A 26,572-nucleotide genomic window follows, 5' to 3' on the forward strand; every position below is an offset into this window, starting at 1 on the left:
TAGAGTTTTACTTTTTGACCTTCACTTTCCTTAATACGACGGCGCTACGTGCCGGGATATAAAGTTTCAGCCATTCTTTCTTTTCTTTCTTATATAACGGATCAAATTGCGTGAAATGCCTTATGGTATCATCAGCCAAGCCAAACCCCCCGAAACGGGTAGCGTCAGTGTTCAATACGACCTCATATTCTCCCTTCGGAACCAAGAAACCGTAATCCGTGAACGATTTCGTCGGGCTAAAGTTGAACACAAAAACCAAGTCTTTACGCATATAAGCCAATATCTGATCGCCATCATTATCCCAAACCTTCTGGATAGGGGTATCTTGGAAATTCTTCACATCCCCGATCAATTCCAACATCTCACGGTCGAAATCGCCCAAGAAATGGTACTTCAAATCCAAGTTGTCCACCAAATTCCATTGGCGGCGAGCGTATTTATAAGACCATCCATTGCCCTCCCTTGGGAAGTCGATCCACTCCGGATGCCCAAACTCATTTCCCATGAAGTTCAGATAACCGCCATTAATGGTAGAAGCCGTAACCAAACGGATCATCTTATGCAAGGCGATACCTCTATCTACCATGAAATTATGGTCATCTTTTTGCATATGCCAATACATATCGGCGTCGATCAAGCGGAAGATGATCGTCTTATCACCCACCAAGGCTTGATCGTGGCTCTCGGCATAACTGATCGTCTTCTCATCGGCACGACGGTTCGTCGTCTCCCACCAGATCGAAGACGGATGCCAATCCTCATCCTTCTTTTCCTTGATCGTCTTGATCCAATAATCCGGGATGTTCATGGCCATGCGATAATCAAAGCCATAACCACCATCTTCGACCTTGGCTGCCAAACCCGGCATGCCACTCACCTCCTCGGCGATCGTTATAGCGCCCGGATTCACCTCATGGATCAATTTATTGGCCAAGGTTAGATAAGCGATAGCGTCGCCATCTTGGTGGCCATTAAAATAATCGCCGTAATTACAGAAAGCCTCGCCCAAGCCATGGCTGTAGTAAAGCATGGAGGTCACGCCGTCGAAACGGAAACCATCGAACTTATACTCCTCCAGCCAGAACTTACAATTCGACAATAAGAAATGAAGCACCTCGTTCTTTCCATAATTGAAGCACAGGGAATCCCATGCCGGATGCTCACGGCGTTCGCCACTCAGGAAATATTGGTCATACGAACCGTCAAAGCGGCCTAATCCCTCCACCTCGTTCTTTACGGCGTGGCTATGTACGATGTCCATGATCACGGCGATACCCATCCCGTGCGCCTCGTCGATCAGTTGTTTCAACTCGTCCGGCGTACCGAAACGGGAAGAGGCGGCGAAGAAGCTACTTACGTGATAGCCGAACGATCCATAATAAGGATGTTCTTGTATAGCCATGATCTGAATGGCGTTATAACCATCCTTCGCTACACGAGGCAATATATTTTGACGGAATTCATTATACGTCCCCACCTTCTCCTCGTTAGTGCTCATACCGATATGGCACTCGTAGATCAAAAGGGGAGACTTCTTAGGTTTGAATCGTTTATTCTTGAATTTATAAGGTTTCTCCGGGTTCCATACTTGAGCGCTAAATATCTTAGATTGCTCATCTTGCACCACCCGGCGAGTCCATGCGGGAATACGTTCTCCGCTACCGCCGTCCCACTCGACCAGCAACTTAAACAAGTCCTCATGACACATCTGCGCATCGGTCAAAGCGATCTCCCATATGCCATTCGCCTTACGTTTAAGCTTGTATTTATTATCTTTCTGCCATCCGTTGAATGTTCCAATCAAATAAATAGCGGTAGCATTCGGCGCCCATTCACGGAACACCCAGCCTTTCGTGGTTTTGTGTAACCCAAAATAAAGATATCCGGAAGCCATCTCGGATAAGGTTAGTTTACCATTATTCGTCAGGCTCTTTTCTTTATCAATCACGTATTGATACCGGCCTTCTATAGCCGCCTCATAAGGGGCCAGCCACGGGTCATTTTTTATCAGATTTAGAGACTCCATGATTTATTATAATTTGGTTCTCGGCAAAGATAAAAGAAAAAAACATACCCATTGATAATATTAGGATATTTCTTATATTCGCGGTAAACCGTACAAAGATGAGCAAAGGAACAAAAAGTATAGCCTTTTACCTAATGATGATCCTCATTTTCGGTTCGCTGATGTACTTTATCGCCAAAGAAGGGGAAAGTCAGCAACTGGAAAATTCGATTGCGTCCATTCAAAACGCACCTAGTAATTTAGAAGAGGGATTTACCATATTTACTCAATTATTAGTACATAATATCGAGTCTTCCATAGGAATTCTGCTTTTACAAATCATCACGATATTGCTTACGTGCCGTTTGTTCGGTTGGTTATTCCAGAAGATCGGGCAACCCACCGTCATCGGCGAGATCGTTGCCGGAATCGTGCTAGGGCCGTCCGTATTAGGCAATTTATTCCCGGAGGCTTCCGCCTTCCTTTTTCCTGTGGAATCGTTGGTGAATATAAATATGCTGAGTCAATTCGGACTTATACTCTTTATGTTCGCTATCGGGATGGAACTTAATATCTCCGAGGTAAGGAAAAAGCTGAAAGAGACGATCTTAATCAGTCATACCAGTACGATCGTCCCCTTCTTTTTCGGTATGCTGACCGCCTATTTCGTGTACGACAAATATGCGGATAAGAGTACGCCTTTCCTCTCTTTCGCCTTGTTTATAGGTATCGCCATGAGTATTACCGCCTTTCCCGTATTGGCACGTATTATCCAAGAGAAAGGACTTACCAAGACACATTTGGGTACCATCTCGTTGGCAAGCGCGGCGAATGGGGATATCACCGCATGGTGCTTGCTAGCGGTTGTCATAGCGATCGCACAAGCGGGTTCGATGCTAAGTGCCGTTTACAACATCTTATTCTCAGTTCTTTACATAGTGTTTATGTTTTTGGCGGTGCGGCCATTCCTGCGGATGATCGGACATATCTACCACAACAAGGAGGTAATCGACAAGGGGCTGGTCGCTTTCATCTTCTTGCTATTGATCACCTCGGCTTATCTGACAGAGATATTGGGATTGCATGCCTTATTCGGCGCTTTTATCGCAGGAGTGGTGATGCCGGGAAATGTCAAATTCCGCAAGATCATGACCGAGAAAGTAGAGGATGTATCCCTTGCGCTATTTCTTCCCTTATTCTTCGTATCCACCGGATTACGTACGGAAATAGGTCTTCTAAACAAGCCTGAATTATGGTGGCTATGCCTTATCTTCATAGTCGTGGCCATCGCAGGAAAGTTTGGGGGAGCGATGTTCTCCGCCCGATTCGTGGGTGAGAGCTGGAAGGATAGTCTCTATATAGGGGCTCTCATGAACACCCGTGGGTTGATGGAGCTGGTCGTATTGACGATCGGGTACGAGATGGGGATATTGACGCCTTCCGTATTCGTGATCTTAGTGCTAATGACACTGGTCACCACCTTTATGACAACCCCATTGGTCTCATTCATCAAATTCTGTTACCGGGCGCATGATAAGCTGATGGAGCAAAAAGAAAGAATGCCATTGGAGGGAATATTCAAGGTACTGCTATCCTTCGGACGAGCCGGAAACGGACAGATCATGCTGGACGTGGCCTACCAGATGTTCGCCCAAGGCAAAAACAAACTGGAGCTGACGGCACTGCATTTGACGGTTGGCTCGGATGTAAACCCGCTACACACGGATAATTTCGAGGAAGTCAGCTTCGGCCCGATCCTTTACGGGGCCAAGAAGCTGGGCATTCAGATACAGACTCGCTACGAGGTATCGAACAACGCCGGAGTGGATATTTGTAGCATCGTAAACAATGAGGGGTATGATTTCCTTCTGGTCGGTTCCGGGATATCGATGAGCAACACACCGGATGATATAGCGGCAAGCCATTACCGGGCCTCTTTCTACAACCGTTATTTCAAACGCTTCAAGGCTCCGGAATCCTGGTTTTATCCGGGTGCCTTATTGAAAGACAAGACGAAGATGTTTATCGAGCAAAGCAATTGCCCGGTAGGTGTATTCGTGAACCGGAATTTCGTCAAGGCATCGAACGTGATCGTGGTCATCGACTCCGAGGAGGATTTATTCCTGTTGGGATACGCCCAGACCTTATTGAAGTCTACACACGGCTCGGCCAGCGTACTTGATAAATCCAGCAGTACGACCCCGGGGAACGAGGTGATCAAGGAAGGAATCCTGCGATTCACGGAAGACGTGAAGCAGACCACGCTTCTACGAGAGAAAGACCTTACGCCCCAGTCTTTCAACGGCTTCAACTTCATGCTGATCAGTTATAAGACATGGAACGATGTCTCCGAGCACCGGAAAGAAGCCTTGCAGAAGATGCCTTCTACGTTGATATTAAGTAAATAATCCGTTATAAACCATATAAACCCGTCTTTATGAGAATCTGTCTTTTCTTCTTGATCACCGTTTTCCTCATGGCCTGCTCCTCTACGGGGAACCAGCGGCAGGAACCGGAAAACCAGACCTTGGAAACGATACTCAATCGCAAAAGCGTACGTAAGTACAAAGATCGCCCGGTAGAAAAGGAAAAGATAGACAAACTGATACGAGCCGGAATGGCCGCCCCCTCCTCCCGTGACAGGCGACCTTGGGAATTCATTATCGTAACCGACCGGAAAGCCTTGAATACGATGGCCGAAGGCCTCCCCTTCGCCCGGATGCTGAAAGAGACAAGGCAAGTGATCGTCGTTTGCGGCGATACGATCAAATCCTCCAACGCTTGGTTTCTGGATTGTTCCGCCGCCTCGCAAAACCTGTTACTTGCCGCCGAATCCATGGGATTGGGAGCCGTATGGACGGCTGTTTACCCCTATCCGGACCGGATCGAGATCGTCCGGAAAGAGCTTCTGCTACCGGATCATATCATGCCGTTGAACGTCATACCTGTGGGATACCCCATGCAGAAAGAGACTCCCAAAAACAAATACAACGTCCAACAGATCCATCACAATGGCTGGTAAAGCTATATGACTTCCAGATAACTCCGTCCGTTTCCCGCCCGGTTCACCCGAATCTGCACGGGAATACGTTCCGTCATTTCCTGTACGTGCGAGATAACACCGATCTTGCGCCCTTGCGTACGCAGACTCTCCAAGGCATCCATAGCGACCCGCAACGTCTCCGCGTCCAAAGAGCCGAAGCCCTCATCGATAAACAAGCTCTCAACCTTCATCCGGTTCGAGGAGAGCGAGGACAAGCCTAACGCCAAGGCCAGCGAGACCAAGAAAGATTCCCCTCCGGAAAGGCTATGCACGGTACGGATCTCGTCGCACATATCTTGGTCGATCACCTGCAAAGCCAAGGTATCCGGCACACGCTCCAACCGGTAACGCCGGGATAGTTGCCGCAATTGCACATTCGCGTAACTCAACAAGACATCCAAGGTGTAGCCTTGGGCGATCCTACGGAACTTGGCGCCATCCGCCGAGCCTGCCAACTCATTCAGCTTCGCCCAACGCTCGCTCATCGCCCTCCGCTCCGAGAGCTCTTGCTGGAAGCCGGCTATCTTCCGCTTATTCTCCTCGTGCGTACGCAGACGGAAACTACATTCAGACTTTTGGGCCGTCATTTCCGACAGAGATTCCTCCAGCGTCTTCCCCTCGGAGTTCTCTTGATAGGCGACCATCCAGTTATCCAGCTCCTGCCGGCGTGCGGAAAGGAGACCGGAAGTCTCCGCCAGATCCTTCTTGATCTGTTCCGTAACCCCCCGGTATTGCTCCACCTCGCCGGCGTGCCTCGTCGTACTCTCTTGCAACTGCTTCAAATGGCTCTTCAAGGCTTCCACCCGTTCGTGGAAGGTACGTTCCACCTGGTCGGCGGGCTGGCCTCCCAGCAGGAGACTCCGCTCCGAACGCAAGCGGGTATAGGATTGATTCTTCTCGTCGTAGGCTTTCGCGGCGTCCTCGTACTGCTTACGCAAGGGAGGGAGGAAAGCCTCGTACGACTCCCGTTCCGCTTTATAGGCGCTCCGCTCCCGTTCCAATTCCCGCAAGCGTTCCCCGTTGGCTTGCCACTGGCGGGCGAAATCCGTCAAGGTCTCCCGGAAGCTTTCCGGGTCCTTGTTCCAGCCCGTCTGCCATGCGTCGTTCCCGAACAGGGCGTTGGCGGCGGATAGGGATTGGGACAGCTTCTCCTGCTGCTCCCGCTTATCCAGTTCTTCCCGGTCGATTTGCTCGGACAGGGATTGTAGCTGGTTCCTTAATTCCGTCCGTGCGTTCTCGTCCGCGGCGAGTTGTTTATGCAGCTCCAGTTCTTTCTGTTGCAGGGCGGCGAGTTGTTTCCCGCAGGCCTCCTGCCGTTCTTTCCGGTCGAGAAGCCGCTTGAGGCGCAGGGTAGCTTCCGAGATGCGATCCGCCAAGGCCAACAGACGCTCATGCGCCTCGTGAGAGGCGAAAGGATGCTCAAGGCTTCCGCAGACCGGGCAAGGCGTTCCGGCGGTCAGCTTGTCCCGCAGGCTTTTGATATCGCCAGTCGTCACGAACTGGGCTTGCTCCAACAATAAACGCTCCCGTTCCGTACGGCAGGTCTCGATCGATCGATCCAAAGCCTCCGGTTCCAATTCCTTGAGGGCAAGCGCTACGGACTTCCGCTCTTCCTCGATCTTTACCTGTTCCTTGGCGTGCGTCTCCGCTTCCCGCCGCAAGGATTGCCTCCGAACCTCCAACCGCTGGATTTTCTGCCGAATGGCTAGCAAGGCCTTGTCCGACCGCTCGACCGCCCGGCGAGCCGTGAGGCAGGTATCCAGATGGATCAATAAGGCCGACAGTTGCTCGGCGATCCCCTCCTTGCTCCGGTAGCGTTCACGCCACGCCGTCAGCTTGTCCCATTCCTCCGAGGCTTTCTTCTGCCGCTCCTCCACCTTCCGGAGTTTCTCTTCCGCCTCCTGCTTCCGCCGGGAGAAGTCTTTCATCCGTTCATCAGCCTCGGAGCGGGCTTTCAAGGCCGATTCCAGTTGCACGTCCAGTTTCCGGGCCTGTTGCAATTCCAGTCGCAAGCCCTTAGATTCCTCATCCGTCCTCGCCAATCGCACCTCTCCTTGCTCATACTCCTTCCTTGAGGTTTCCAGCGATGCCAACGCCCGTTCCAAGAAACGGGCGTTCTCCTCCCGCTGTTTTTCCTTCGAGGCGATCTGGACCTCGGCCGCTTTCACGGCCTCCCGCAAGCTTTGCCGCTCGACCCTCGCCTTCTCCAGGCGGGCCAGCTCCCCCTCCAAGACCGAAAGGCGGGTTTGGGAGGCTTCCATCTCCTCCTCCGATAGAAGCTCTATGCCTTGTACGCGGGCGTATAGCCGCTCGTAGGCCTCCTTCGCCTCGGTGTTCTTGGCGAAGATCCGGCGGGAGATCTCCGAGTATTGCTCCGTACCGGTCAGTTTTTCCAGCAAGGAGGCCTTCTCGCCCTGCTCCGCTTTCAGGAAGGTAGAGAAATCGTTCTGGGCCAAGAGTACCGAGCGGGTGAACTGATCGAAAGTCAGGCCGATCAGCTCGATGATACGGGCTTGCAGGTCCTTGTTGGTTCCCGGCTCCTCTTTCCCGGCATCTATATTATATAATGTAAGGCGAGCGGACTGCAAACGCCCGCTTTCCTTCTCCCGGGCCCGGGATACCGACCAACGGCTGCGATACCGACACCCGTTCAGCGCCACGAAATCCACCTCGGCATAGCCCGAGGCCGTCCCGCGGCGCAAGAGGAAGCGGGGGTCGCTTTGCGGCAACACCTCCTCTTGCACGTCCCTCAGCCGCACGTTATTCTCCTTCGCCAGCTCCGTTCGCGGCGTACGGGAGAAAAGGGCGAGGCACATGGCATCCAGCAACGTGGATTTTCCCGCCCCCGTAGGCCCGGATATAGCGAAGATACCCGCCGAAGCCAAAGGCTCTTCCGTAAAATCAATGGAAAACTCTCCTTCCAGCGACGCCAGATTGCGTCCTCTGATCGCCAGCACTCTCATAAAGAAACCTCCCTCATCACCTCATTAAACAATGTCTCTATCTCCTCGGGCAACTCGCCTCCGTATCTCGCGGCAAACGTATGCCTCAGCATATCCAGCGGGGCTATCTTTTGCAAATCATTATACGATAAGGCCCTCTCCTCCGCCTCCCCTTCCCGTCGGGGATACGAAGGAACGATGGAGGTGAGGCGGACCGCCTTCCCGACCAACGCCTCCTCTACCCGATGGCGGAACGTAGGGTCCGGCTCCGTCAGCAGGACCCGTATCTCCAAATAAGGCCAGCGGCTCTCGTCCTCCCTGCCCTCCTCCGGCTCCGGAAGCCCGGCGAGGCATCGCAAGACCTCCTCCGGTGGTAACGGGCTGTCCGGTATACGCATCAAGTCCACGACTCTAGGGATCCCGATCGCCTCGATCTCCATGACCTTCCCCTCCTCGATCTCTACAGCTATCACTTGATGCCGGTAGTTCTTCTCCGAGAACGACATGGGAAGCGGGCTTCCGGCGTAACGTACCGCCTCGCGCCCGCCGATCCGTTGCGCCTTATGGATATGCCCCAGCGCCGTATAAGCGATCCCGGCGTCGAAGGTATCTGCGGATACGGACTCCAGACCTCCCATGATGGCGCGCTCGCTCCGGTCGTCGTCCGACAACTCGGCTCCGGTAGCGTGGAGGTGTCCCAAGGCTACGATCGCCTCGCCGGGGTTCCTCCGGGCATCCGCATAGGCATAGAGCCGCCGGTACATCCGGCCGATGCCCGCCACATACGAATCAAGCTCTCCCTCGGGCGCCGCCGGGTAATCTCCTTGGCGGAGGAAAGGCACCGCCAGGCAAAGCGCCTCCCGTTCTCCCGCCCGGTTCCTCAAAGGGATGACGAGCGAGGCGAGGTCGATCTCCCCGGAATCCGTCCTCCCCACGATACCTACGATCGAGGTATTCAATTCCTCCAGCAAGGGATTCGGGGCTTCCAGACGGATCGCGGAGTCGTGGTTGCCGGCGATGATCACGATCTGCAAGCCCGGGTTCAGGCGGTTCGCCTCCCGCAGGAAACGATAGAAACGGCGTTGCGCCCCCGCGGAAGGGTTCGTCACGTCGAACACATCGCCAGCGATCAACAGGACATCCGTCTGCCGCTCCACCAATAGATTTGTCAGAAAACCGAGGAAAGCCTCGTGCTCCGCCTCCCGGTCGTAGCCGAAAAAGGTCTGGCCCAGATGCCAGTCGGCGGTATGGATAAGTTTCAATGCCATATATTGTCATATTTATAAAAGCAAAGGTACAATTTTTTTCTAGGTTCTTTCTTTTGCCGTCAACATAGCCAAAGAGACATATCCGCGTCAAGGGAATAAGTTGTCGTTTCTTCTTTTTCAGGTCTATTTCAGCAATATACATCATAATATATGTATTTTAGTCCTAAGTTTATAAATTCTTTTGTTACATTTAGAGCGAAGAATGATCATCAACCGTTTTTCCCATAGCAACGGAATATCATAGATTTCCTAAAGGCAATGACATAGTTTATCAATAAAAAAACTAAATAAAAATCATGTACCATCTGATACTAAACGTTCTAGTTTTCTTTCTCCCATTGCTTCACGGGGATAAATCGACCGCATCAAATCCGGATATCAAGGAGGGAAATGAGGCTTACACAGTCTCATTCTATCCGGAAGGGGGCCGATTGATATTAAATACCGCCTGCGTAGTCGCATTCAAGGCAGAAAGCAGAGATGGTAGAACATTAGATATCTCAGGAGAGATCGTGGATGACAGAGGTAATATTGTACAAAACGTAAAATCCTTATATAACGGATTAGGATATTTCAATATTTACCCAGATGAAGGAAGGACCTATTATCTGAACTGTAAAAGCACAGAAGGTATAGAAAAAAGCTTTATATTACCTGCCGCAACCCTGTCAATAGGGATAAAAGTACATTTCAAGGAAGACCAAATATTAGTCTCCGCCTTAAAACCAGAGCATTTGCAATTTAAAGACACTTTATATATACTGTTACAATCCGAAGACTCCATCGTTTATAAAGACATTTGGGATTTCTCAAGGAGATGGATCGTATTCGAGAAAAAAAACATCAAGACCGGCCTGTCTAGTTTTCTTTTAGTCGATAGTAATGGCGATCTACTTTCCGGGCGACCGTTTTTCAAGCTAGAAAATATCTCATCACTCCAATCTTTGCCTCCGGACTTCAAGATAAGGCTACTTCCTATCATGAACGATCCGGGAACCGACTCCATACGGAAGAATCTCGTATTGGATACTTTGGCCAAGACTTTAACAATCGACCAGGAACAATCGGAACCTGATAAAAGGCCAAAGGATGATATATGGAAGACCATCGAGTTGGAGAATGTAGAAATCAAGGCATTCAAGAAAGACAAACAGAATCAAGGACTCTATTCGCCCGTCCAAGCTTCCAGCCGTATTTATAGCTCCCAAGATATAGAACGGTGGCATATAAATGAGATGAAATCGTTATTATCTCGCTTTAGCGGGGTTAAATTTATCTTCGATAACGTTAAGCAAAAATATTATCCGGTACTCCGTGACGCGATAACTTCCTTTAGATCAAAAAATGAAGGGAAACCCCTAGTCGTGATTGATGACACGCCTTTTATCGATTTCGACATCCTAGATTACCCTGTTAACGACATAGAAGAAATATTTTTACTAAAAGGATCAGACGCAGCCATATGGGGGCCTAAAGCTAGCAATGGAATTATCGTCATTATAACCCAAAGAGGTAAATCCACAAAAATCGAGCAAAAAGAGGAATAAAATGAGAATCCCGTCTAGGGTCGGCAAGACATCCGCTTCCCGCTCCACTACCCCCCCTTGTATACCGGCAGCACGACCGAGAAGCGGCTTCCTTCTCCCTGCTTAGAACTCAGCGCTATCCGTCCCCCCAAGTTTTGTACGATTCCTTGGCAGATAGACAACCCTAGACCGGCCCCTTGGCTGAATTCATCTTGCTTGAAAAAACGGCTGAATACCTTCTCTTGTTCCTCCTCCGATAGACCGATCCCGGAATCCTCGACAAAAATCGCCGCCTCATCCGTCCCCCTCAGATGCTTAAATCCCAACTTTATATATCCGCTATTCGTGAATTTACAAGCGTTTGTCAAGAAATTGGTTATAACTTGCGAAAGTCTCTTTTTATCCGTATAGATAAACAAATCCCCCTCCGCCTCTTTCGAGAATCGTAGGTGGGTGGGGACCAATAACTGATGGGCGAGGTAAAGATCGTCGACCAACTCCTTGACGGAGCAGCTCTCTTTCTCGAATTTCATTTGTCCCGATTGAAGTCTCGAAACCTCCAGAATATCATTGATGAGCACCAACAACAGATCGCAGCTCTGATTGATCGTCTTGGCAAACAGCTGCTTGTCGGCCTCGTCTAAGTCCTTCTCCGAGGCCAGCAGGTTCGAGAAGCCTACGATAGAGTTCAGCGGCGTACGTATCTCATGGCTCATGTTCGCCAAGAACACCTATACGGCAAGCCTGGGCATGAAGGCGCTGATAGCTGAACGGCACAGTTTGAACGCAGGGCTGAATGTAGAGCATCAGCATAACCGGCGTAGCGGATGGGGATTCATTATTCCGGACTTTGAAACCACCTCGTGGGGAGGATATGCCTTCGACCGTTACTTTCTGTCCGACGACCTAATTCTGAACGCTGGCATCCGTATCAACAGGGTCGTAACTCGCATCCACAGTTATCACGACTGGTACAAGACGCCGGTTGCCGGAAGCGATTCCGGCTATCGGGAGCGGTCGGCACGGCTTCGGAGGTCTTTCAACAGCTTCACCTGGTCTCTGGGCGTCAACTACTCCGCTGGAGCATGGATATGGAAAGCGAACATCGGGAAAAGCTTCCGCGTGCCCATCCCGAAAGAGCTGGGCGCCGACGGGGTAAATTACCACATCTTCCGTTATGAAAAGGGAGAAGCCGGTTTGTCGCCCGAAGAATCCTACCAGTTCGATGCAGGAATCTACTGGCACAACGAAGCGCTCGATATCCGGCTGGACTCCTACGTGAACTATTTCCCCAACTACATCTACCTGAACCCCACTTCGGCCTACACCGAGGGCTTGCAGACGTATTATTACACGCAAAGCCGGGTGATCCGCTACGGGGTCGAGGCGGACATCCGTTACCGCTTCCTTCGCCGTCTGGAAGCCGTGGTGAAAGGGGAATACCTCTATGCGGAGCAACTCTCCGGCAACAAGAAAGGATACACCCTGCCCTTCTCGCCACCCTGGAGTGCGGATGTGGAGTTGAAGTACACCTTCGGCTCCGGGGAGGACGGTGAGACGGGGTTTATCTCCGCCGCCTACCGCACAGTGGGCAACCAGCATGAGATTGTCCCACCCGAAAAGTCTACTGCCGGATATAGCATACTGAACCTGTCGGCAGGAAAAGTCTTTGCATGGAAAGAGTGCCGCCTGCGGCTGAACTTGCAGGCACTGAACCTGCTGGGCAAGAAATATTACGACCATACCAGTTATTACCGGCTGATAGACGTGCCGGAGCCGGGACGTAATTTCTCTCTGCTGATAGGATTTGATTTTTAAATAATAATTCATTAACAAATAATGGAAAGGCATGCGAGTACATCCAAGTGCCTTCCCTCTAAAAACAAAGAAGATTATGAAAAAGAGTTTATTCATGGCAGCTGTGTTGCTGCTGAGTTTGTGCATGTTTACCTTCTCCGCCTGCGATGACAATGAAGAAGATAAAAACGTAGGAAAACCGGTTGTCGCCTTGAACGAAGTGGGCGAAGAGAACAGTAAGACCGCCATTGCCGGAAGCGACCTTCACCTGGAGGGCGAGATTACAGCCGAGAACAGGATAAAGCGTATCGACATCGAAATCCATCAGGAAGAGGGCGGCGAGTTCCGCATCGAAAAGTCGTTTACCGAAGGAAAGTACATCGGAGTGAAGAACACCACTTTCCACGAGCACATCGACATCCCTGCCGAAGCGCCTGCCGGAGCCTATCATCTGCATTTCACCGTAACCGACCAGCTGGGGCAAACGGAGATGGCGCAATCGGAACTGGCTGTGAAAGCTGCCGCTGCACATATCACGGTAGAAGACTTAAAGTTCGGAGCGTCGCATGATTTCTCGGAGAACAAGATTAGTTATGTAGGCACCAAGCCGATGGTATCCGCCCATATCAAAGCAGAAAACGGAATTGAAAAAATCGCTGTCTTTATCCACAATGAAGAAGGCACTCGGGCCTTTGAACTGGATACCACCTACACCTTCAACGGTGAAAAGGAATGGGGTACGGAAGGCCAGCATAAACACATTGTAATTCCGGATGATGCCCCTGCAGGAGATTACCACATGCACTTCAATGTATACGACAAGAATGGAGAAGTATCGGAAAACCCACTGGAGGGTGTCCAATTCAAGAAAAGCAATGTGGAATTGCAGGGGGTTGAAATAGGAACCGGCCGCTCGGCTACCGCTTCTGACATCCTGACTAAATTCACTGTCAAGGCGCAGGATGATTTGTATTCTATCCGCCTGCGTATTTATAAGGAATCTGCTCCGAGTGAATATTTCTTTAACAGTACGCTCGCCGATGAATTCTCCAAAGGAGGATTGAAAGAATATACATTCAACAAGAAACTGGAAACCAAAGACGATAAAGGCCGGTATGCAACGGCAGGCGAATATATTCTTGAACTCCGTGTGGAATATGCCCAAGGGGCGAACAAGATTTTCAAGGAAGAATTCACCCTTGCAGAAAAGTAGAATCCGAAAATACATAAGTATCATGTCAAGAAACAACTATTGGTTGGCGTGCGGCCTGTTCTGCCTCCTCCTTGCCGCTTGCAGCGAGGAGGACGGGGACGGGAAAGACCTGGACAAGCCGCTCATCGAATCCGGCGACAGCGCATCGCCGCTCAACTGCCAGGTATATCGGACAGGAGAAGAAATTCCTTTCCGGTATACTTTTACGGATAACGATGCATTGGGTAGCTACAACATCGAGATACACAATAATTTCGACCACCACAGCCACAGCACCGAAGCAGGAGACTGTCCGTTGGACGAAAAGAAACTCCCCGTGCATCCCTGGGTGTACAATCAGGATTTTCCCATACCCGGAAATTCCCCGCTATACGATGCCCATGTGAATATCCCCATTCCTGCGGACATCGACCCGGGTGACTACCACTTCATGATAAGAGTGACTGACCGCTCGGGCTGGCAGCAATTGAAAGCTGTCAACATAAAGATTTCAGATAACAATTAATTAAATAATGAAGAATGATGAAACATTTATCGCTTTATAAAGTATGGACCCTCATGAGGGTCCTTACACTGCAACTGGCCTTTGCCAGCCTTGCGTCAGCTGATAACCAGTCTCCGAGAGACACGGATGCCAACGTCTATGGACACGTAAAAGACAAAGCTACTGGGTGAACATCTCCCTTACATCAACCTTTGGGTGAAAGGCACCACCATTGGCACCACCACCGACGCAACTGGGCATTATTTCCTGAAGAACCTCCCCGTGGGTACACTTACCATCGAAGTGAAATACATCGGCTATCTCACGCTGCACAAAGAAATAACCGTGCAGAAGAACTCCACGCAGGAAGTGAACTTCGAGCTGGAGGCGGACAACATCGCCCTCGACGAAGTGGTAGTCTCTGCCAACCGCACTGCGACCATGCGGTGGGTAGCCCCCAGTCTTGTTAACGTGATGGATACGAAACTGTTCGAATCCACCCACGCCACCTGCCTAGCACAAGGGCTGAGCTTCCAGCCGGGTGTCCGCGTGGAGGACAACTGCCAGAACTGTGGCTTCACCCAGGTGCGTATCAATGGATTGGATGGGCATTATTCGCAGATATTGATGGACTCGCGTCCCATCTTCTCAGCACTGACAGGTATGTACGGCTTGGAACAAATCCCGGCTAACATGATAGAACGTGTAGAGGTGGTACGCAGAGGTGGATCGGCCCTGTTCGGCGCATCCGCCATCGGGGGAACCATCAATATCATTACCAAGGAGCCCACCCGTAACTCCGCCGAGCTTGCCCATTCGCTGATGTCTATTGGTGGAAGCTGTTCTTTCGAGAACAACACGACGTTGAATGCCTCCTTGGTAACGGAAGACAACAAAGCGGGATTCTACGTCTACGGACAGAACCGCTATCGCTCGGGCTACGATAACGATGGCGACGGATATACCGAACTCCCCAACCTGCGCAATCAGACCATCGGCGTTCGCTCCTTTCTCCGCCTTAATCCTTATTCCAAGCTGACCTTGCAGTATCATGGTATCAATGAGTTCCGACGTGGAGGAAATCTCCTAAAACTTCCCGCTCACGAGGCTAATATCGCCGAACAAATCGAACATAACATCAACGGCGGTGGCCTGAGCTACGATTATTTCTCTCCCGACGAGAAAAACCACCTCAATGTCTACTTCTCCTTTCAAAACACGGCAAGGAAAAGTTACTATGGCGGCACCGGAGAAGGCATTACCGAGGAGGATAAGGAGAATGCGGAAAAAGCCTACGGCACCACCAGTGACCTTACTCTGGTAGGTGGCGCACTCTTTCGGCAAGCTACTCTTCATGCCGTCTGACCTCACCCTCGGTGCCGAATACAACTACGATGGCCTGGAAGATGAAGTGATAGGTTACGAAAGATATATGAAACAGAAAGTGCGCATAGCTGGCACCTATCTGCAAAACGAATGGAAGAACGAACGGTGGAGCCTCCTCGTTGGAGGGCGCCTGGACAAGCATAACTTGGTAGACCATGTCATCTTTTCGCCCCGAGCCAACTTGCGTTTCAATCCTAACCGTAGCATCAACCTGCGTGCCAGCTATGCCGGAGGCTTCCGTGCCCCGCAAGCTTTCGACGAAGACTTACACGTCAGCCTGGTGGGCGGCGAACGGTTAGTGACACGCCTGGCAGACAATCTGAAGGAAGAGCGTTCGAACAGTTTCAGCGTTTCCGCTGACCTGTATCATACCTTCGGGAATGTGCAGACAAATCTTTTGATAGAAGGCTTCTATACGGATTTAAACGATGTCTTCTCTACCCGCAAACTAGCGCAGCCGGATGCTCAAGGAAATGAGGTGCAGGAACGTTACAACGCATACGGTGCCAAAGTATACGGGCTAAACATCGAAGGCAAGGCGGCCTATGCCTCCTGGTTGGAGCTGCAAGCCGGAGTGACTTTACAGAAAAGTCGCTACGACCAATCGGTGGAATGGGATGAGGACGCTCCGAAAGAGAAAAAGATGTTGCGTACGCCCGATTTGTATGGCTTTTCACGGCAACCATCCATCCGCTGAAACGTTTGTCTGCTTCTTTTTCCGGAACTTATACAGGCAGTATGCTTGTGGGGCGTGCCGGTATAGAAAATGGTCTGGGTATACGTGAACCGGTGGCTCTCAATACTCCCGAATTCTTCACGTTAAACTTGAAAGTAGCGTATGATATTCCTGTCTATAAGTCCATCACCCTGCAGGTGAATGCTGGGGTGCAAAACCTCACGAACGCTTATCAAGATGACTTCGACAAAGGCTGGAACCGCGATTCAGGGTACATCTACGGACCGTCGCTTCCGAGAAGTTATTTCGTAGGGGCTAAAATCAGTTATTGATCAGCTACAATGGTTATTATTTAAGCAAAATCCTTGATACCAATAGTGGAGCTGAAATAAAAGACCCGGAAATTACTTGTAGTGAGAATTCTAACAATTATAAATATAATCTTGAATACTCTGTAATATCATGATGAAAAAATGTTTATGTTTGATTATATATACTATTGCCTTTTTGTCCTGTACAAGTAAAGACGGGGATTGGGAGCCAATGGAATGGGAGGTAGATACTTCAGCATATCTTAAAAAGGATCACATAGCAGTTCCGGAAAGTGGAGGAACTTATACGTTGTTCTGTAATAATTATGCTACTTTTTGGTTATCATCTGTGTTTGAGGACGGTGTGCAAATTGAAACGGACAGTACTGTTGGAAGTGCTGCAAAAGGCATGTGGAGTTCTATTGAAATACGCAAAAATGCAATGATAGTTGTTATTTCTCCCAATGACGGCAATCTAAGTAGGTGTCTGTCTGTTACTCCTACTGCGGGGGATGTTTTTTCTTCTTTTATCTTTAATCAAAAAGAAAAAGAAAATTGATATCTTACTAGTCTTTGCCAAATAGAGTTTGGTTTATACTTTTATCTATATATCCAAAACAAACTAAATCTGTTTGCATTGACTGCATGATAAATATGCTGGCGAAAAGAGAAAAAAGACAGTATTCTTCTTTTCGCCAGTTTTGCTTTTATGGTTAGAGGGCTTTTGTTACCTTTACACATAAAGCCCACCACAAAGCGATTTCTTCGTTTTTTGTTACTATTTTGTTACCCTCTGTTAGTAACAGGTGGAATTTTAGTTTGATAATCAGAGTTATATAATGTTATTTATAATAATGACAGTATGAAATCAACGGAATATATTAAAATGGGATAAATACCTCATAATACCATTTTTTTATTAGTATTAGTCAACATTACCCGACATAAAAATGAATGCGAAAATCCTCCTATCCGCAATTGTTTTTTTTCATGACCCATAACTTCGTCACTTTAATCATACATTCTCACCGTTTCCACTCTCTCACATAGAAAGTGGAAAATATGAAGGCAAATATAGAAATTTTTCATAAATAATGTGTCATAAATAAAAAATATAAACTTGTCATCCAACAATCTCGGCTATTTGATTATTGACGTCATCGAGTACGGAACGATCCAGATCCTTCAGATAGATACGGGTCGTCTCCTCCGACATATGCCCTAGGCATTCTCCTATAATATGGACCGGAATACCGTGCTCTTTGGCTATAGTGGCCCATGAGTGCCGTGCAGCATGAAGTCGTAATGGAGTTGACAATCCAAGAGAGCAGGAGATTTTCTTTAAGGCATAACGAATCTTGTGATAGGCATTTTTATATCCTGCATACGGTTCTTGCTCTTCTGTAAATAAAGGAAAGACATATTCTCCCACGGTATTCTCGTATTTGGTCAGAATCCGAATGATTTGCCGGTTCATCCCAACTCGCATCAACTGCCCGGTCTTATGGCGTCGGTAACAAATTTCATCCGGGAAAAGATCTGCTTTCTTCAGCAGTGCAATATCAACGAATGACATTCCACGAGTATAAAAACTGAACATGAAGATATCCCGTGCAAGAGATACCGTACTTCCCTCCTCCAGTTCCAGTCTGGATACTTTTTTGATTACATCCGTTTCCAGACACCGTTTGACGGTTTTCTCTGTTTTAAAGTGTACCTCACGAAACGGGGAAGGCTGTTCCAACCCCATCTCCTGACAACCTTTCCGATAGAGAGCTTTGATGTTATGCAGATAAAAACAGATAGTATTCTCACATACTCCCGAAGCGAGCAGTTGTTTGTGATACATGGTTATCACCTGGGGTGAGAGTTTGTTGAATGGAAAATCCCTGCTGCCTAAAAATTTTTTCATCGAACTTAGGCTGGAATTGTATGCGCGTGCCGTTCCCTCATGCCCACTTTGGCGAAGCTCCCTTATTTTATCGGAAATATAGGAATAAAAGCCTGTGCCATGTGTCAGTAAGTCATAAGTCTTGAATACATCCTCTATCTCGTAAACACATAATTTCTTTTCTGTCATAGAAACAGACTTTAACAATGTTCTTGAGATCCCCTCACATTTACTATTAATTCTTCTGATGAGTTCCGGGTCGCTTTTCCCATCGTTAATGATGCGCCCGATGGTCGGGTCGAACAGGCTTTCCGCAACGCTGAAGCCCTGTATAAACAACTTTTTTCTTTCTTTTGTGAAGCACCTGTACGACCAAGGGGAATCTGCCGTTTCGAGTACTTCTTCCTTTTACTAATACTGTTTTAACTGTTGCCATAAGTCTTAAAATATTAAATGTTATCTCCTAACCTTACCTGCTTTCAGCAAGAAGGCTACAAACTTATATACATCAATGGAATTAAACTAGGAAAGTTTATTCATCCTGTCGGGATCATTGGAAAGATGATAAGTTACAGTCTGTAAAAGGATCTATTGTCTTCTCCTGAAAAAGAAGCCAGTTCTGGGATGCTAGAGGAAGTGGTGGTTACCGGTATGGTTGCTACAAACAAACGGTTATTTACTGGTGCGGCAGATAAACTCTCCGCTTCGGATGTCAAAATCGATGGTATGGCCGACATAAGCAGGGGGCTGGAGGGACGTTCCGCTGGTGTGTCCATCCAGAATATTTCGGGCGCCTTTGGTGCAGCACCCAAAAAACGTGTGCATAGCAGGACTGAATCCCGACGACATAGAAAGCTTCCAGATTCTGAAAGACGGATCCGCCACATCCATTTATAGAGCTAAAGCCATGGTCAGAGTATTTGTGATCACGACCAAGAAAGGCAAGCAGGGAAACAGCAGTTTTTCCTACACCGGTGAATTCACAACCCGGTTGAAACCCAATTACCAGACTTTCAACATCATGGACTCCTAGGACCAGATGGGCATCTATTAGAAACTTTAGGTAAAAGGATGGCTGAATTTTGCATCCATATACAGGGCCAGCAACAGTGGAGCCTATGGAAAGCTGTACCAGCTTGCCCTCTTCTACAATCCTGTGACAGGGTAGTTCGAGCTTCTCAACACTCCGGAATAGGTTATGTATATCTCAAGTCTATTAAAACAGACAATATCTACTATAGTTGAGACAATGTATGAAAATACCTGACCCCATCTGTGTTTACCTTTCATTATTTTCTTATTTTTGCACCGCTTTAACGTGAATATGTTAAAGTCGGATTGCTTTTCTTTACATTCGGCAAACTATATGGCAGTATATATTATATACTTTTGGGCCTTATGCCTTGAACTGGTGTGGATTGAAAAAGCCTGTTGTCATACAGACTGGTATGGATGGAAGTCTGTTCCAAGGAGCCGGGATATTCGTCCGGAATGTATCAATTTGTCTGTAAGCAAAAAAGTATGTACATCAGAATTAAATATGCTTGAACATTATTGTCCACTAAAAAGCGGACAGTTAAAAATTAAATAAACTTGGTTTACTAAAACCGCATCGTTCTTTGTCATTATTGAAATGAGTTTTGTCAAAGAGGTCTCTAAGTTTGGTTTTATCTGTTAGTGATATGCTCAGGGTCTGAAGAATCTCATAAGTGGTTTACAATTTCCATATCATGCTGAATAATTGCTACAAGGCAATAGGCAATGACTGCATAGTATATTTGTGTTCTTACGGTATTCTCTGTGTTACCCCAGAATCTCTTTATTTTCATATGTTACTTAAGCCATTTAAAGAAAAGTTCAATCCGCCACTTGTTTTTTATAATGTTCTGCAATTTGTAGCGGAGATAAATCTATAGCATTGGTAAGGAATGTAAACTTATGTTTTTGTTCTTCATCCCAAAAACAAACCTTTCGTCTGTGAGTAGGATAGTCCTTGGTACTTTTATAAATACTGAGTTCGCCAATTGCATCAGAGAGTATATTTCTGGGTAAACGGCGTTTCCAATTTATAGCTTTGCTATCATGAACCGAAACTGTAGTTATATGGAAAAATGCAGGTATTTGAGTTTCTATATCATATAGTGTATGTATTTTAATACCTCCTTTTTTCTTACGGAATTTTGCCCACCAAAATACAACCAAACACAAGTCAATGATTGTAGAATCGAAAGCATAAACATTACCACTGAGATTAAAGATACTAGTTTAGAGTTTTTTTTGTGCCTGTTACAACCATGTAATAAGCAAGAGATTCAAAAATACGGTAGTCTCTATTTTGATTCGCTTTGGATAAATTGCTCCTGGTTACATTTTTCCCAAGATCTAAATGGTATGTTTTCCCTTGATGGGCTTCCAATGCAATAATAAGGTTGCGTAGACTTCCTCTGTTTGAGAGTTGCCCGAACATCAAAGCTAGTAGTTGATTTCAGCATGTGAAGTGCTTCACGTATTTGTCTCCACCATACTTAGCAACGATGCGATTAAATTTACTTCGGTCAAGGAATGATACCAACTGTGAGAAAACGTATTGATCTTGATGCATCTGCTATCATATTTAGTATGATGCAAATCTACAGTTTCAAATCCGTTCTCTCGGAAGACCTCTATAACAAATTATATTTCAAGTATTTCAAATAACTATTGCGTTTTTTTAGTGGACCCTAATGATATTTTAATTGCAATGAAACATATATTTTATCATCTGACCGCTGTTATGGTCGTCGTGGTATGGGGAATGACTTTTATTTCCACCAAGGTTCTAATAGTTCATGGTCTGTCTCCCCAGGAGATTTTCCTCTTCCGTTTTTTGCTGGCTTATGTTGCTGTGTGTCCTATCTCCTCCCATAGTTTTTTTGCCCGTAATCTGAAAGATGAGCTATGCCTGGCGGGTGGCGGAGTATTGGGTGGTTCCCTGTTCTTCTTTTTACAGAACATGGCACTGGGGCTGACACAGGCGTCAAATGTTTCTTTCATCATATGTACGGCCCCGCTATTGACAGCTGTTCTGACCGTATTGTCCGTTCGGACGGAAAAGGTCTCAAGAGGTTTCATATACGGATCTATTGTCGCTCTGTTGGGTGTGGGCTTGCTGATATTCAACGGAAGTTTCATTCTCCGGATATCACCTTTGGGTGATTTACTGACTCTTCTGGCTTCCCTGTCATGGGCGTTTTACAGCCTTGTCATTCGGAGTCTCACCCGGAAATATTCTCCGGCTTTCATCACCAGAAAAATATTTTTCTATGGCATAATAACAATTCTGCCCACTTTCCTTTTTCTGCCTTCATTGACAAAGCCTGCTGTATTGCTGGACAGTGAAGTGTGGAGCAATCTCCTTTTTTTAGGTGTCATAGCTTCGTCTGCCTGTTATCTGTTGTGGAATATTGTCGTAAAACAACTGGGGACGATACAGGCATCCAACTATCTTTATCTGAATCCTCTTGCCACAACGGTTGGGGCGACTATATTCCTACATGAGGAGGTGACCCCAGTCGCGATAGGCGGAATCGTCTTGGTTCTCTCGGGTGTATATCTGGCTACCAGAAACTCCCGTCCTCAAAACAGTACTGCTATAAAAAAGCAAGCGGATTGAGTTCTGTTTATTTTATTATTACTATAATCATATGCAGACCACACTTGGTGATAAATTTGAGATTCAAACAATGTTTTTCGTTTTCTTCCCATCAAGAAAACACTCCTTTTTACTTATTCCTGAATGAAACAATAGATAATCATAGATTTGAATAGATTGGCTATAATCTGTTAAATTTTAAATAAGAAACTAAAATGTATAATTTATGTCGTAATAAACCAAATATAGTCCCATTTGGAATATGGAGTAATAGTCACGATTTCCGAACTTTGCATATAACTATTAAATAGATAACAAAGATTATTCCATGGAGATATTAAGATTCTTGGTTTCTAAAAGCTGATAGATCAAATGCAGATAGGACCTGGTTCTTTTGGTTTGGAATAGTCTGACATAGAAGTTTATTATAACAATATTCATTGCTTTTGTCGCAGTGAAAATAATAACCAATATTAATATGAGAAGTATTACGACATTCGAATTGCAATATGCACATCGGTTCTATGGCTTCCAGGGTGAAGCGCAGTATCTCCATGGGCACACAGGCGTGTTGACCATTGAAGTGGAGGACACAATCAACGAGGGCGTGAACATGGTTTACCCCTGCAACGAGATCCAAAAAGTGGCATGGGAAGTATTAAAAAATTTCGACCATGCCTTGGTACTCCGCAAGGATGACCCGTTATTACCTGTCATACTTGACGTATATGAGAAACAAGGTATTAAAAACGGTCATCCGCAAAACAAGATGAAAGGCGAAGCCTTCAAGACAGAACTGGCTACGGCTTATCCCGAAGCCCGCTTGGTGGTAACCAAAGAGACCATGACCGTGGAGGGCATGATTAAAATCGTGTATGACTTGTTAAAAGACAAGTTGAACATTGCGAAAATCACGTTCACCAGTGGTGTGAATGCTGGATCTGCCGAATTTTCGACCAAGCATAACATAGAGTGTTGTCCGTTATGTGGTGTGGCGCTGAATAATGAGGAAGGTGTATGTCCTAAATGCGGATACAGGAAATAAATCATATCCGGTAACACAGTCCAATGATGTTGGACTGTGTTGCTTGTTTTTCTTGCTATATTCATGAATATAAAATAAAGACATGGTGAGATTATAAAATAGAGCAGGATGTCATATAGTAATAGATAATGGATGTCAGAAGGTTTTATAGTTGTCAATATTTTGTTATATCTAAATCGAGGAATTTTATAAATTCCTTATAATCAACGACATTATGCAGTCAAATTTTATTTTTTTCATGAAAGAAAGAATCATCTCGTTTTCATGGCAACATTTATTGCTCATCGTGTCTTTGTTCATAATGGCATGTGGAGTAGCACTCTGTGTACGGTCAAACTTTGGCAGTAGTGTGATTGCTACCATCCCGTTTGTTATGACACTCGCGGGAGAAGCTGGCATGGCTCCTCAATTTACGATTGGAGAATATACATACATAATGAACATTCTTTTCATCGGGCTTCAGGTTCTCATCCTCCGCCGAGGTTTCCCACGGATGCAATTTTTTCAATTCATTATTGGCTTTGTATTCGGTTTCCTATTAGATGTTAATATGTGGCTTACATCAATCATAGTATGTAATACCATATTATGGAAAGTGGCGGTACAATTAATGGGGTGCGTGCTGCTTGCCGTAGGCATCTCTTTAGAGATACGATGCGGCTCAGTCACTATGCCAGGTGAGGGTATTGTAGTAGCAGTTGGCAAAGCTACCGATATTCCATTTGCCAAAGCTAAAATCATGGTTGATATCTCTCTGGTTGTTATAGCAGTAGCTTGGGGGTATTTCTACTTTGGTACATGGCAATGGCAGGTAGTTGGTGCAGGTACTCTTATATCCATGATTATTGTAGGAATTATGGTGAAATTATTCGACAAGCATCTTGAATGGTTCAGTCGATTACTCTACTATCGTCCCGGATTCCGCCGATATATTTATGGTCTGGCCCGGTGCATTTGCGATAAGATTCGGTGATATTTTGATCGGACGTTAATATTTTAGTAGAAAACTTATAGTTGTGGCCAAAAGAGTTATTTGACGGCACAGCATTGCAGACTGCCGAAAGTTGCACGGTTGCTAATTCGCTATCGCTGTTACGCAAATATTCCCCAAAATATTTATTTCTCAGAGGCTTGTATTAGACTATTGAAAATCTAAAATAACAATTTAATTATAAGCGTCTTTTCGAAAAACATAGTAGTTCTCTGAATTTATTGAATTTCAATTTGTCGCAAACGTTTTGATGGCACGCTGATTTGAAATTATCTTTGTGATCATACTCAGGCAGTTATGTATAAAGACAAATATGTTTTTACCTGATCAGTCAAGTTTCTTGGCAGCGCACAAGTACAGACACATTGTAGATAAGTATGACGGCTACAGGTATATTGAAAGTTATACCTTTTGGAATCAGCCGCTTATAATGATATCCTTTTTTTTAAAATGTCAAAGAGCTAAATGATTCGAGTGGGCCGAACTTATTTAAGTTTTAACTCTATCCATTTTTAGTTGATAGTAATGAATTATGACTATATGATACTGCAAAATCACACCATACCTGTAAATGAGAACGACGGTTTACCGTTATCCAAGTGTTATTGGGCTATCTTAGCCACTGCCCTAGGAGTTGGAATATCTGTGATAGACGTTACAATCGCCAATGTGGCTTTACCGACCATCGCCTGCGACCTGGGAACTTCGCCGTCCGCAACGATCTGGATAGTAAATGCTTATCAAATAGCGATTACCATTTCTCTCCTCTCTTTCTCTTCATTGGGAGACATTTACGGTTACCGGAGGATTTACTTATCAGGCGTTTTGCTATTCAGCATCACCTCAGGGATCTGTACTTGTGCCGACTCGTTTTGGATGCTGACAGCCGCCCGTATTTTACAAGGATTCGGAGCGGCCGCAATCACTAGCGTGAATACGGCGCTACTCCAGATCATCTATCCCAAACGTTTTCTTGGTCGCGGAATGGGCATCAATGCCCTTGTCATTGCCATATCGACTGCTGCCGGACCGACAATCGCTTCGATTATTCTCTCTTTGGGTTCATGGCATTGTTTTTTTGCCATCAACATCCCAATAGGAATTGCCGCACTCGTAATCGGACTGATATACCTGCCTGACAATCCGGTAAAATTAACCGGACGCCGTTTCGACAAGTTCAGTTGTCTGATGAATGCAGTCACCTTTGGTTTACTTATATTCTCATTAGAGGGTATTACCCATAAAGAAAACACCACGTTGATCATAGTCGGGGTATTTGCGTTGTTGACAATCGGTTATTTCTTTGTACGCCGCCAGTTACGCCAACAATTTCCTTTATTACCAGTTGACCTGATGCGTATCCCCATTTTCTCCATGTCTATCGGCACATCCATCTGTTCCTTCACCGGACAAATGCTAGCCATGATCTCCCTCCCCTTTTTCCTCCAAGGAACTCTGGGACATAGCGATGTGACAACCGGATTACTCCTTACTCCCTGGCCGATAGCGACAATGATTATGGCTCCGCTTGCCGGACGATTGGTAGAACGTATCCACGCCGGAATACTGGGAGGTATCGGCATGGTAATATTTGCTACAGGACTTTTCCTGCTCGCAGTACTCCCTTCCAACCCTACTAATGTGGATATTATATGGCGGCTGTTCATTTGTGGATCCGGTTTCGGATTATTCCAGACACCCAACAACAGTACTATCATCTCCTCCGCTCCATCCAACCGTAGTGGAGGAGCGAGCGGTATGTTGGGCACAGCCCGTCTACTGGGGCAAACACTGGGAGCGACACAAGTTGCCATGATATTCTATTTAGTTCCAACCAACAGTTCGCAAACATGTCTGTATTCAGCAACTGGTTTTGCTGTTGTTGCCGCAATAGTCAGTTGCCTGAGAATTTCACAACCACGTCCATTACAAGGATTCAAATAAATTGAATACTTATAGGCATACCCTATATACAACTCTATACTTTATAGGGAAACGAGCGACAGAAAACAACAACTGCAACCATTAGAAACAACAGCTGCTGTCATTACCGATATTTTTTTATATTGTTGCCATAATTATTGACCAATAACACTTTCCTTTCATCTCCATTTCCGAGGGAATGATATCCTGCTCTTTATCGAACTCATCCAGAATCCAATACATCGCTTTTTCATCGGCATAATAAATCATACGTCCTTTATAATTGACCGACTTCTTATGGGAGGACAAAATGATCGCTGTATCGTCACACAACTCTGCCGACTCCTGTTTATATCTCACACGGTTGTCTTTCTTGGAAATAGTGGCAACTGTCCCACGTTTCACCTCCCCGTCTTTTACTTTCAACTAAGCAGAGAAAA

At 46.6% G+C, this 26,572-nt stretch carries 17 protein-coding genes and 4 pseudogenes; 13 read left to right on the top strand and 8 right to left on the bottom strand.

The window, feature by feature from the left end:
- Positions 1–7 precede the first annotated feature (7 nt).
- Positions 8–2,026 carry an alpha amylase C-terminal domain-containing protein gene (locus CI959_RS20365; protein ID WP_009017118.1) on the bottom strand — a complete coding sequence of 673 codons (2,019 nt, stop codon included), beginning with the start codon at positions 2,024–2,026 and terminating at the stop codon, positions 8–10.
- A 98-nt stretch (positions 2,027–2,124) separates the two neighbouring features.
- Here CI959_RS20365 and CI959_RS20370 point away from each other — a divergent pair, with 98 nt between their 5' ends.
- Both CI959_RS20370 and CI959_RS20375 read left to right on the top strand, forming a co-directional pair.
- Complete coding sequence (locus CI959_RS20370) at positions 2,125–4,413, top strand: cation:proton antiporter (RefSeq protein WP_008779573.1); 2,289 nt, start codon at positions 2,125–2,127, stop codon at positions 4,411–4,413.
- Positions 4,414–4,442: 29 nt separating this feature from the next.
- A complete protein-coding gene (locus tag CI959_RS20375; RefSeq protein ID WP_057317001.1) occupies positions 4,443–5,027 on the top strand; it encodes a nitroreductase family protein in 585 nt (194 codons plus the stop codon).
- Between the two features lie 2 nt (positions 5,028–5,029).
- Here the strand turns inward: CI959_RS20375 and CI959_RS20380 are convergent, their stop codons facing one another.
- The gene (locus CI959_RS20380; RefSeq protein ID WP_095231525.1) at positions 5,030–8,011 is read right to left on the bottom strand and encodes an AAA family ATPase; all 2,982 of its coding nucleotides are present in this window, start codon (positions 8,009–8,011) and stop codon (positions 5,030–5,032) included.
- Positions 8,008–9,258: an exonuclease SbcCD subunit D C-terminal domain-containing protein gene (locus CI959_RS20385; RefSeq protein WP_057317000.1), complete on the bottom strand. Its 1,251-nt coding sequence runs from the start codon at positions 9,256–9,258 to the stop codon at positions 8,008–8,010. Before CI959_RS20385 ends, CI959_RS20380 begins: the two co-directional genes overlap by 4 nt.
- A 296-nt stretch (positions 9,259–9,554) precedes the next feature.
- On the opposite strand from CI959_RS20385, the gene CI959_RS20390 reads away from it, so the two are divergent.
- Positions 9,555–10,805 carry a TonB-dependent receptor gene (locus CI959_RS20390; RefSeq protein WP_057316999.1) on the top strand — a complete coding sequence of 417 codons (1,251 nt, stop codon included), beginning with the start codon at positions 9,555–9,557 and terminating at the stop codon, positions 10,803–10,805.
- 47 nt (positions 10,806–10,852) lie between these two features.
- Here the strand turns inward: CI959_RS20390 and CI959_RS20395 are convergent, their stop codons facing one another.
- Entirely contained in the window at positions 10,853–11,500 is a 648-nt protein-coding gene (locus CI959_RS20395; protein WP_226766744.1) for a sensor histidine kinase KdpD, read from the bottom strand.
- 1 nt (position 11,501) lies between these two features.
- On the opposite strand from CI959_RS20395, the pseudogene CI959_RS20400 reads away from it, so the two are divergent.
- The 5 genes and pseudogenes from CI959_RS20400 to CI959_RS20420 all read left to right on the top strand — a co-directional run.
- A pseudogene (locus CI959_RS20400) lies at positions 11,502–12,602 on the top strand (TonB-dependent receptor); the annotation flags it as partial.
- Positions 12,603–12,678: 76 nt separating this feature from the next.
- Positions 12,679–13,794 carry a DUF4625 domain-containing protein gene (locus CI959_RS20405; RefSeq protein ID WP_008779566.1) on the top strand — a complete coding sequence of 372 codons (1,116 nt, stop codon included), beginning with the start codon at positions 12,679–12,681 and terminating at the stop codon, positions 13,792–13,794.
- Positions 13,795–13,816: 22 nt separating this feature from the next.
- Positions 13,817–14,299 carry a DUF4625 domain-containing protein gene (locus CI959_RS20410; protein WP_008779565.1) on the top strand — a complete coding sequence of 161 codons (483 nt, stop codon included), beginning with the start codon at positions 13,817–13,819 and terminating at the stop codon, positions 14,297–14,299.
- Positions 14,300–14,352: 53 nt separating this feature from the next.
- Positions 14,353–16,672, top strand: a pseudogene (locus tag CI959_RS20415) (TonB-dependent receptor).
- A gap of 130 nt (positions 16,673–16,802) precedes the next feature.
- Positions 16,803–17,210, top strand: coding sequence for a hypothetical protein (locus CI959_RS20420; RefSeq protein ID WP_010185011.1), 408 nt, complete (start codon positions 16,803–16,805; stop codon positions 17,208–17,210).
- Between the two features lie 564 nt (positions 17,211–17,774).
- On the opposite strand, the gene CI959_RS20425 is transcribed toward CI959_RS20420, so the two are convergent.
- A complete protein-coding gene (locus CI959_RS20425) occupies positions 17,775–18,731 on the bottom strand; it encodes a site-specific integrase (protein WP_009274855.1) in 957 nt (318 codons plus the stop codon).
- Between the two features lie 402 nt (positions 18,732–19,133).
- Here CI959_RS20425 and CI959_RS21655 point away from each other — a divergent pair.
- Positions 19,134–19,707: pseudogene (locus CI959_RS21655) on the top strand (SusC/RagA family protein); the annotation flags it as partial.
- Between the two features lie 692 nt (positions 19,708–20,399).
- On the opposite strand, the gene CI959_RS21970 reads toward CI959_RS21655, so the two are convergent.
- On the bottom strand, positions 20,400–20,744 hold the full coding sequence (locus CI959_RS21970) for a transposase (protein WP_232282408.1): 345 nt from the start codon (positions 20,742–20,744) through the stop codon (positions 20,400–20,402).
- A gap of 58 nt (positions 20,745–20,802) precedes the next feature.
- Positions 20,803–21,144 (bottom strand): annotated as a pseudogene (locus CI959_RS21975) (DUF4372 domain-containing protein).
- A gap of 132 nt (positions 21,145–21,276) precedes the next feature.
- Between CI959_RS21975 and CI959_RS20440 the strand changes: the two are divergent.
- The 4 genes from CI959_RS20440 to CI959_RS20455 all read left to right on the top strand — a co-directional run bounded on the left by CI959_RS20440 (position 21,277) and on the right by CI959_RS20455 (position 26,153).
- Positions 21,277–22,194 carry a DMT family transporter gene (locus tag CI959_RS20440; RefSeq protein WP_029257237.1) on the top strand — a complete coding sequence of 306 codons (918 nt, stop codon included), beginning with the start codon at positions 21,277–21,279 and terminating at the stop codon, positions 22,192–22,194.
- 457 nt (positions 22,195–22,651) lie between these two features.
- Positions 22,652–23,218, top strand: a complete 567-nt coding sequence (locus CI959_RS20445) for a 6-carboxytetrahydropterin synthase (RefSeq protein WP_008779560.1) — start codon at positions 22,652–22,654, stop codon at positions 23,216–23,218.
- A 238-nt stretch (positions 23,219–23,456) separates the two neighbouring features.
- A complete protein-coding gene (locus CI959_RS20450) occupies positions 23,457–24,191 on the top strand; it encodes a YitT family protein (RefSeq protein WP_226766746.1) in 735 nt (244 codons plus the stop codon).
- A gap of 558 nt (positions 24,192–24,749) precedes the next feature.
- Positions 24,750–26,153, top strand: a complete 1,404-nt coding sequence (locus CI959_RS20455) for an MFS transporter (RefSeq protein WP_034526859.1) — start codon at positions 24,750–24,752, stop codon at positions 26,151–26,153.
- A 117-nt stretch (positions 26,154–26,270) separates the two neighbouring features.
- Here the strand turns inward: CI959_RS20455 and CI959_RS20460 are convergent, their stop codons facing one another.
- The gene (locus CI959_RS20460) at positions 26,271–26,537 is read right to left on the bottom strand and encodes a hypothetical protein (protein ID WP_009274849.1); all 267 of its coding nucleotides are present in this window, start codon (positions 26,535–26,537) and stop codon (positions 26,271–26,273) included.
- Positions 26,538–26,572: the final 35 nt, after the last annotated feature.

Origin of the sequence: Parabacteroides sp. AT13, from assembly GCF_002272965.1 — a bacterium.
Lineage (GTDB): Bacteria > Bacteroidota > Bacteroidia > Bacteroidales > Tannerellaceae > Parabacteroides > Parabacteroides distasonis.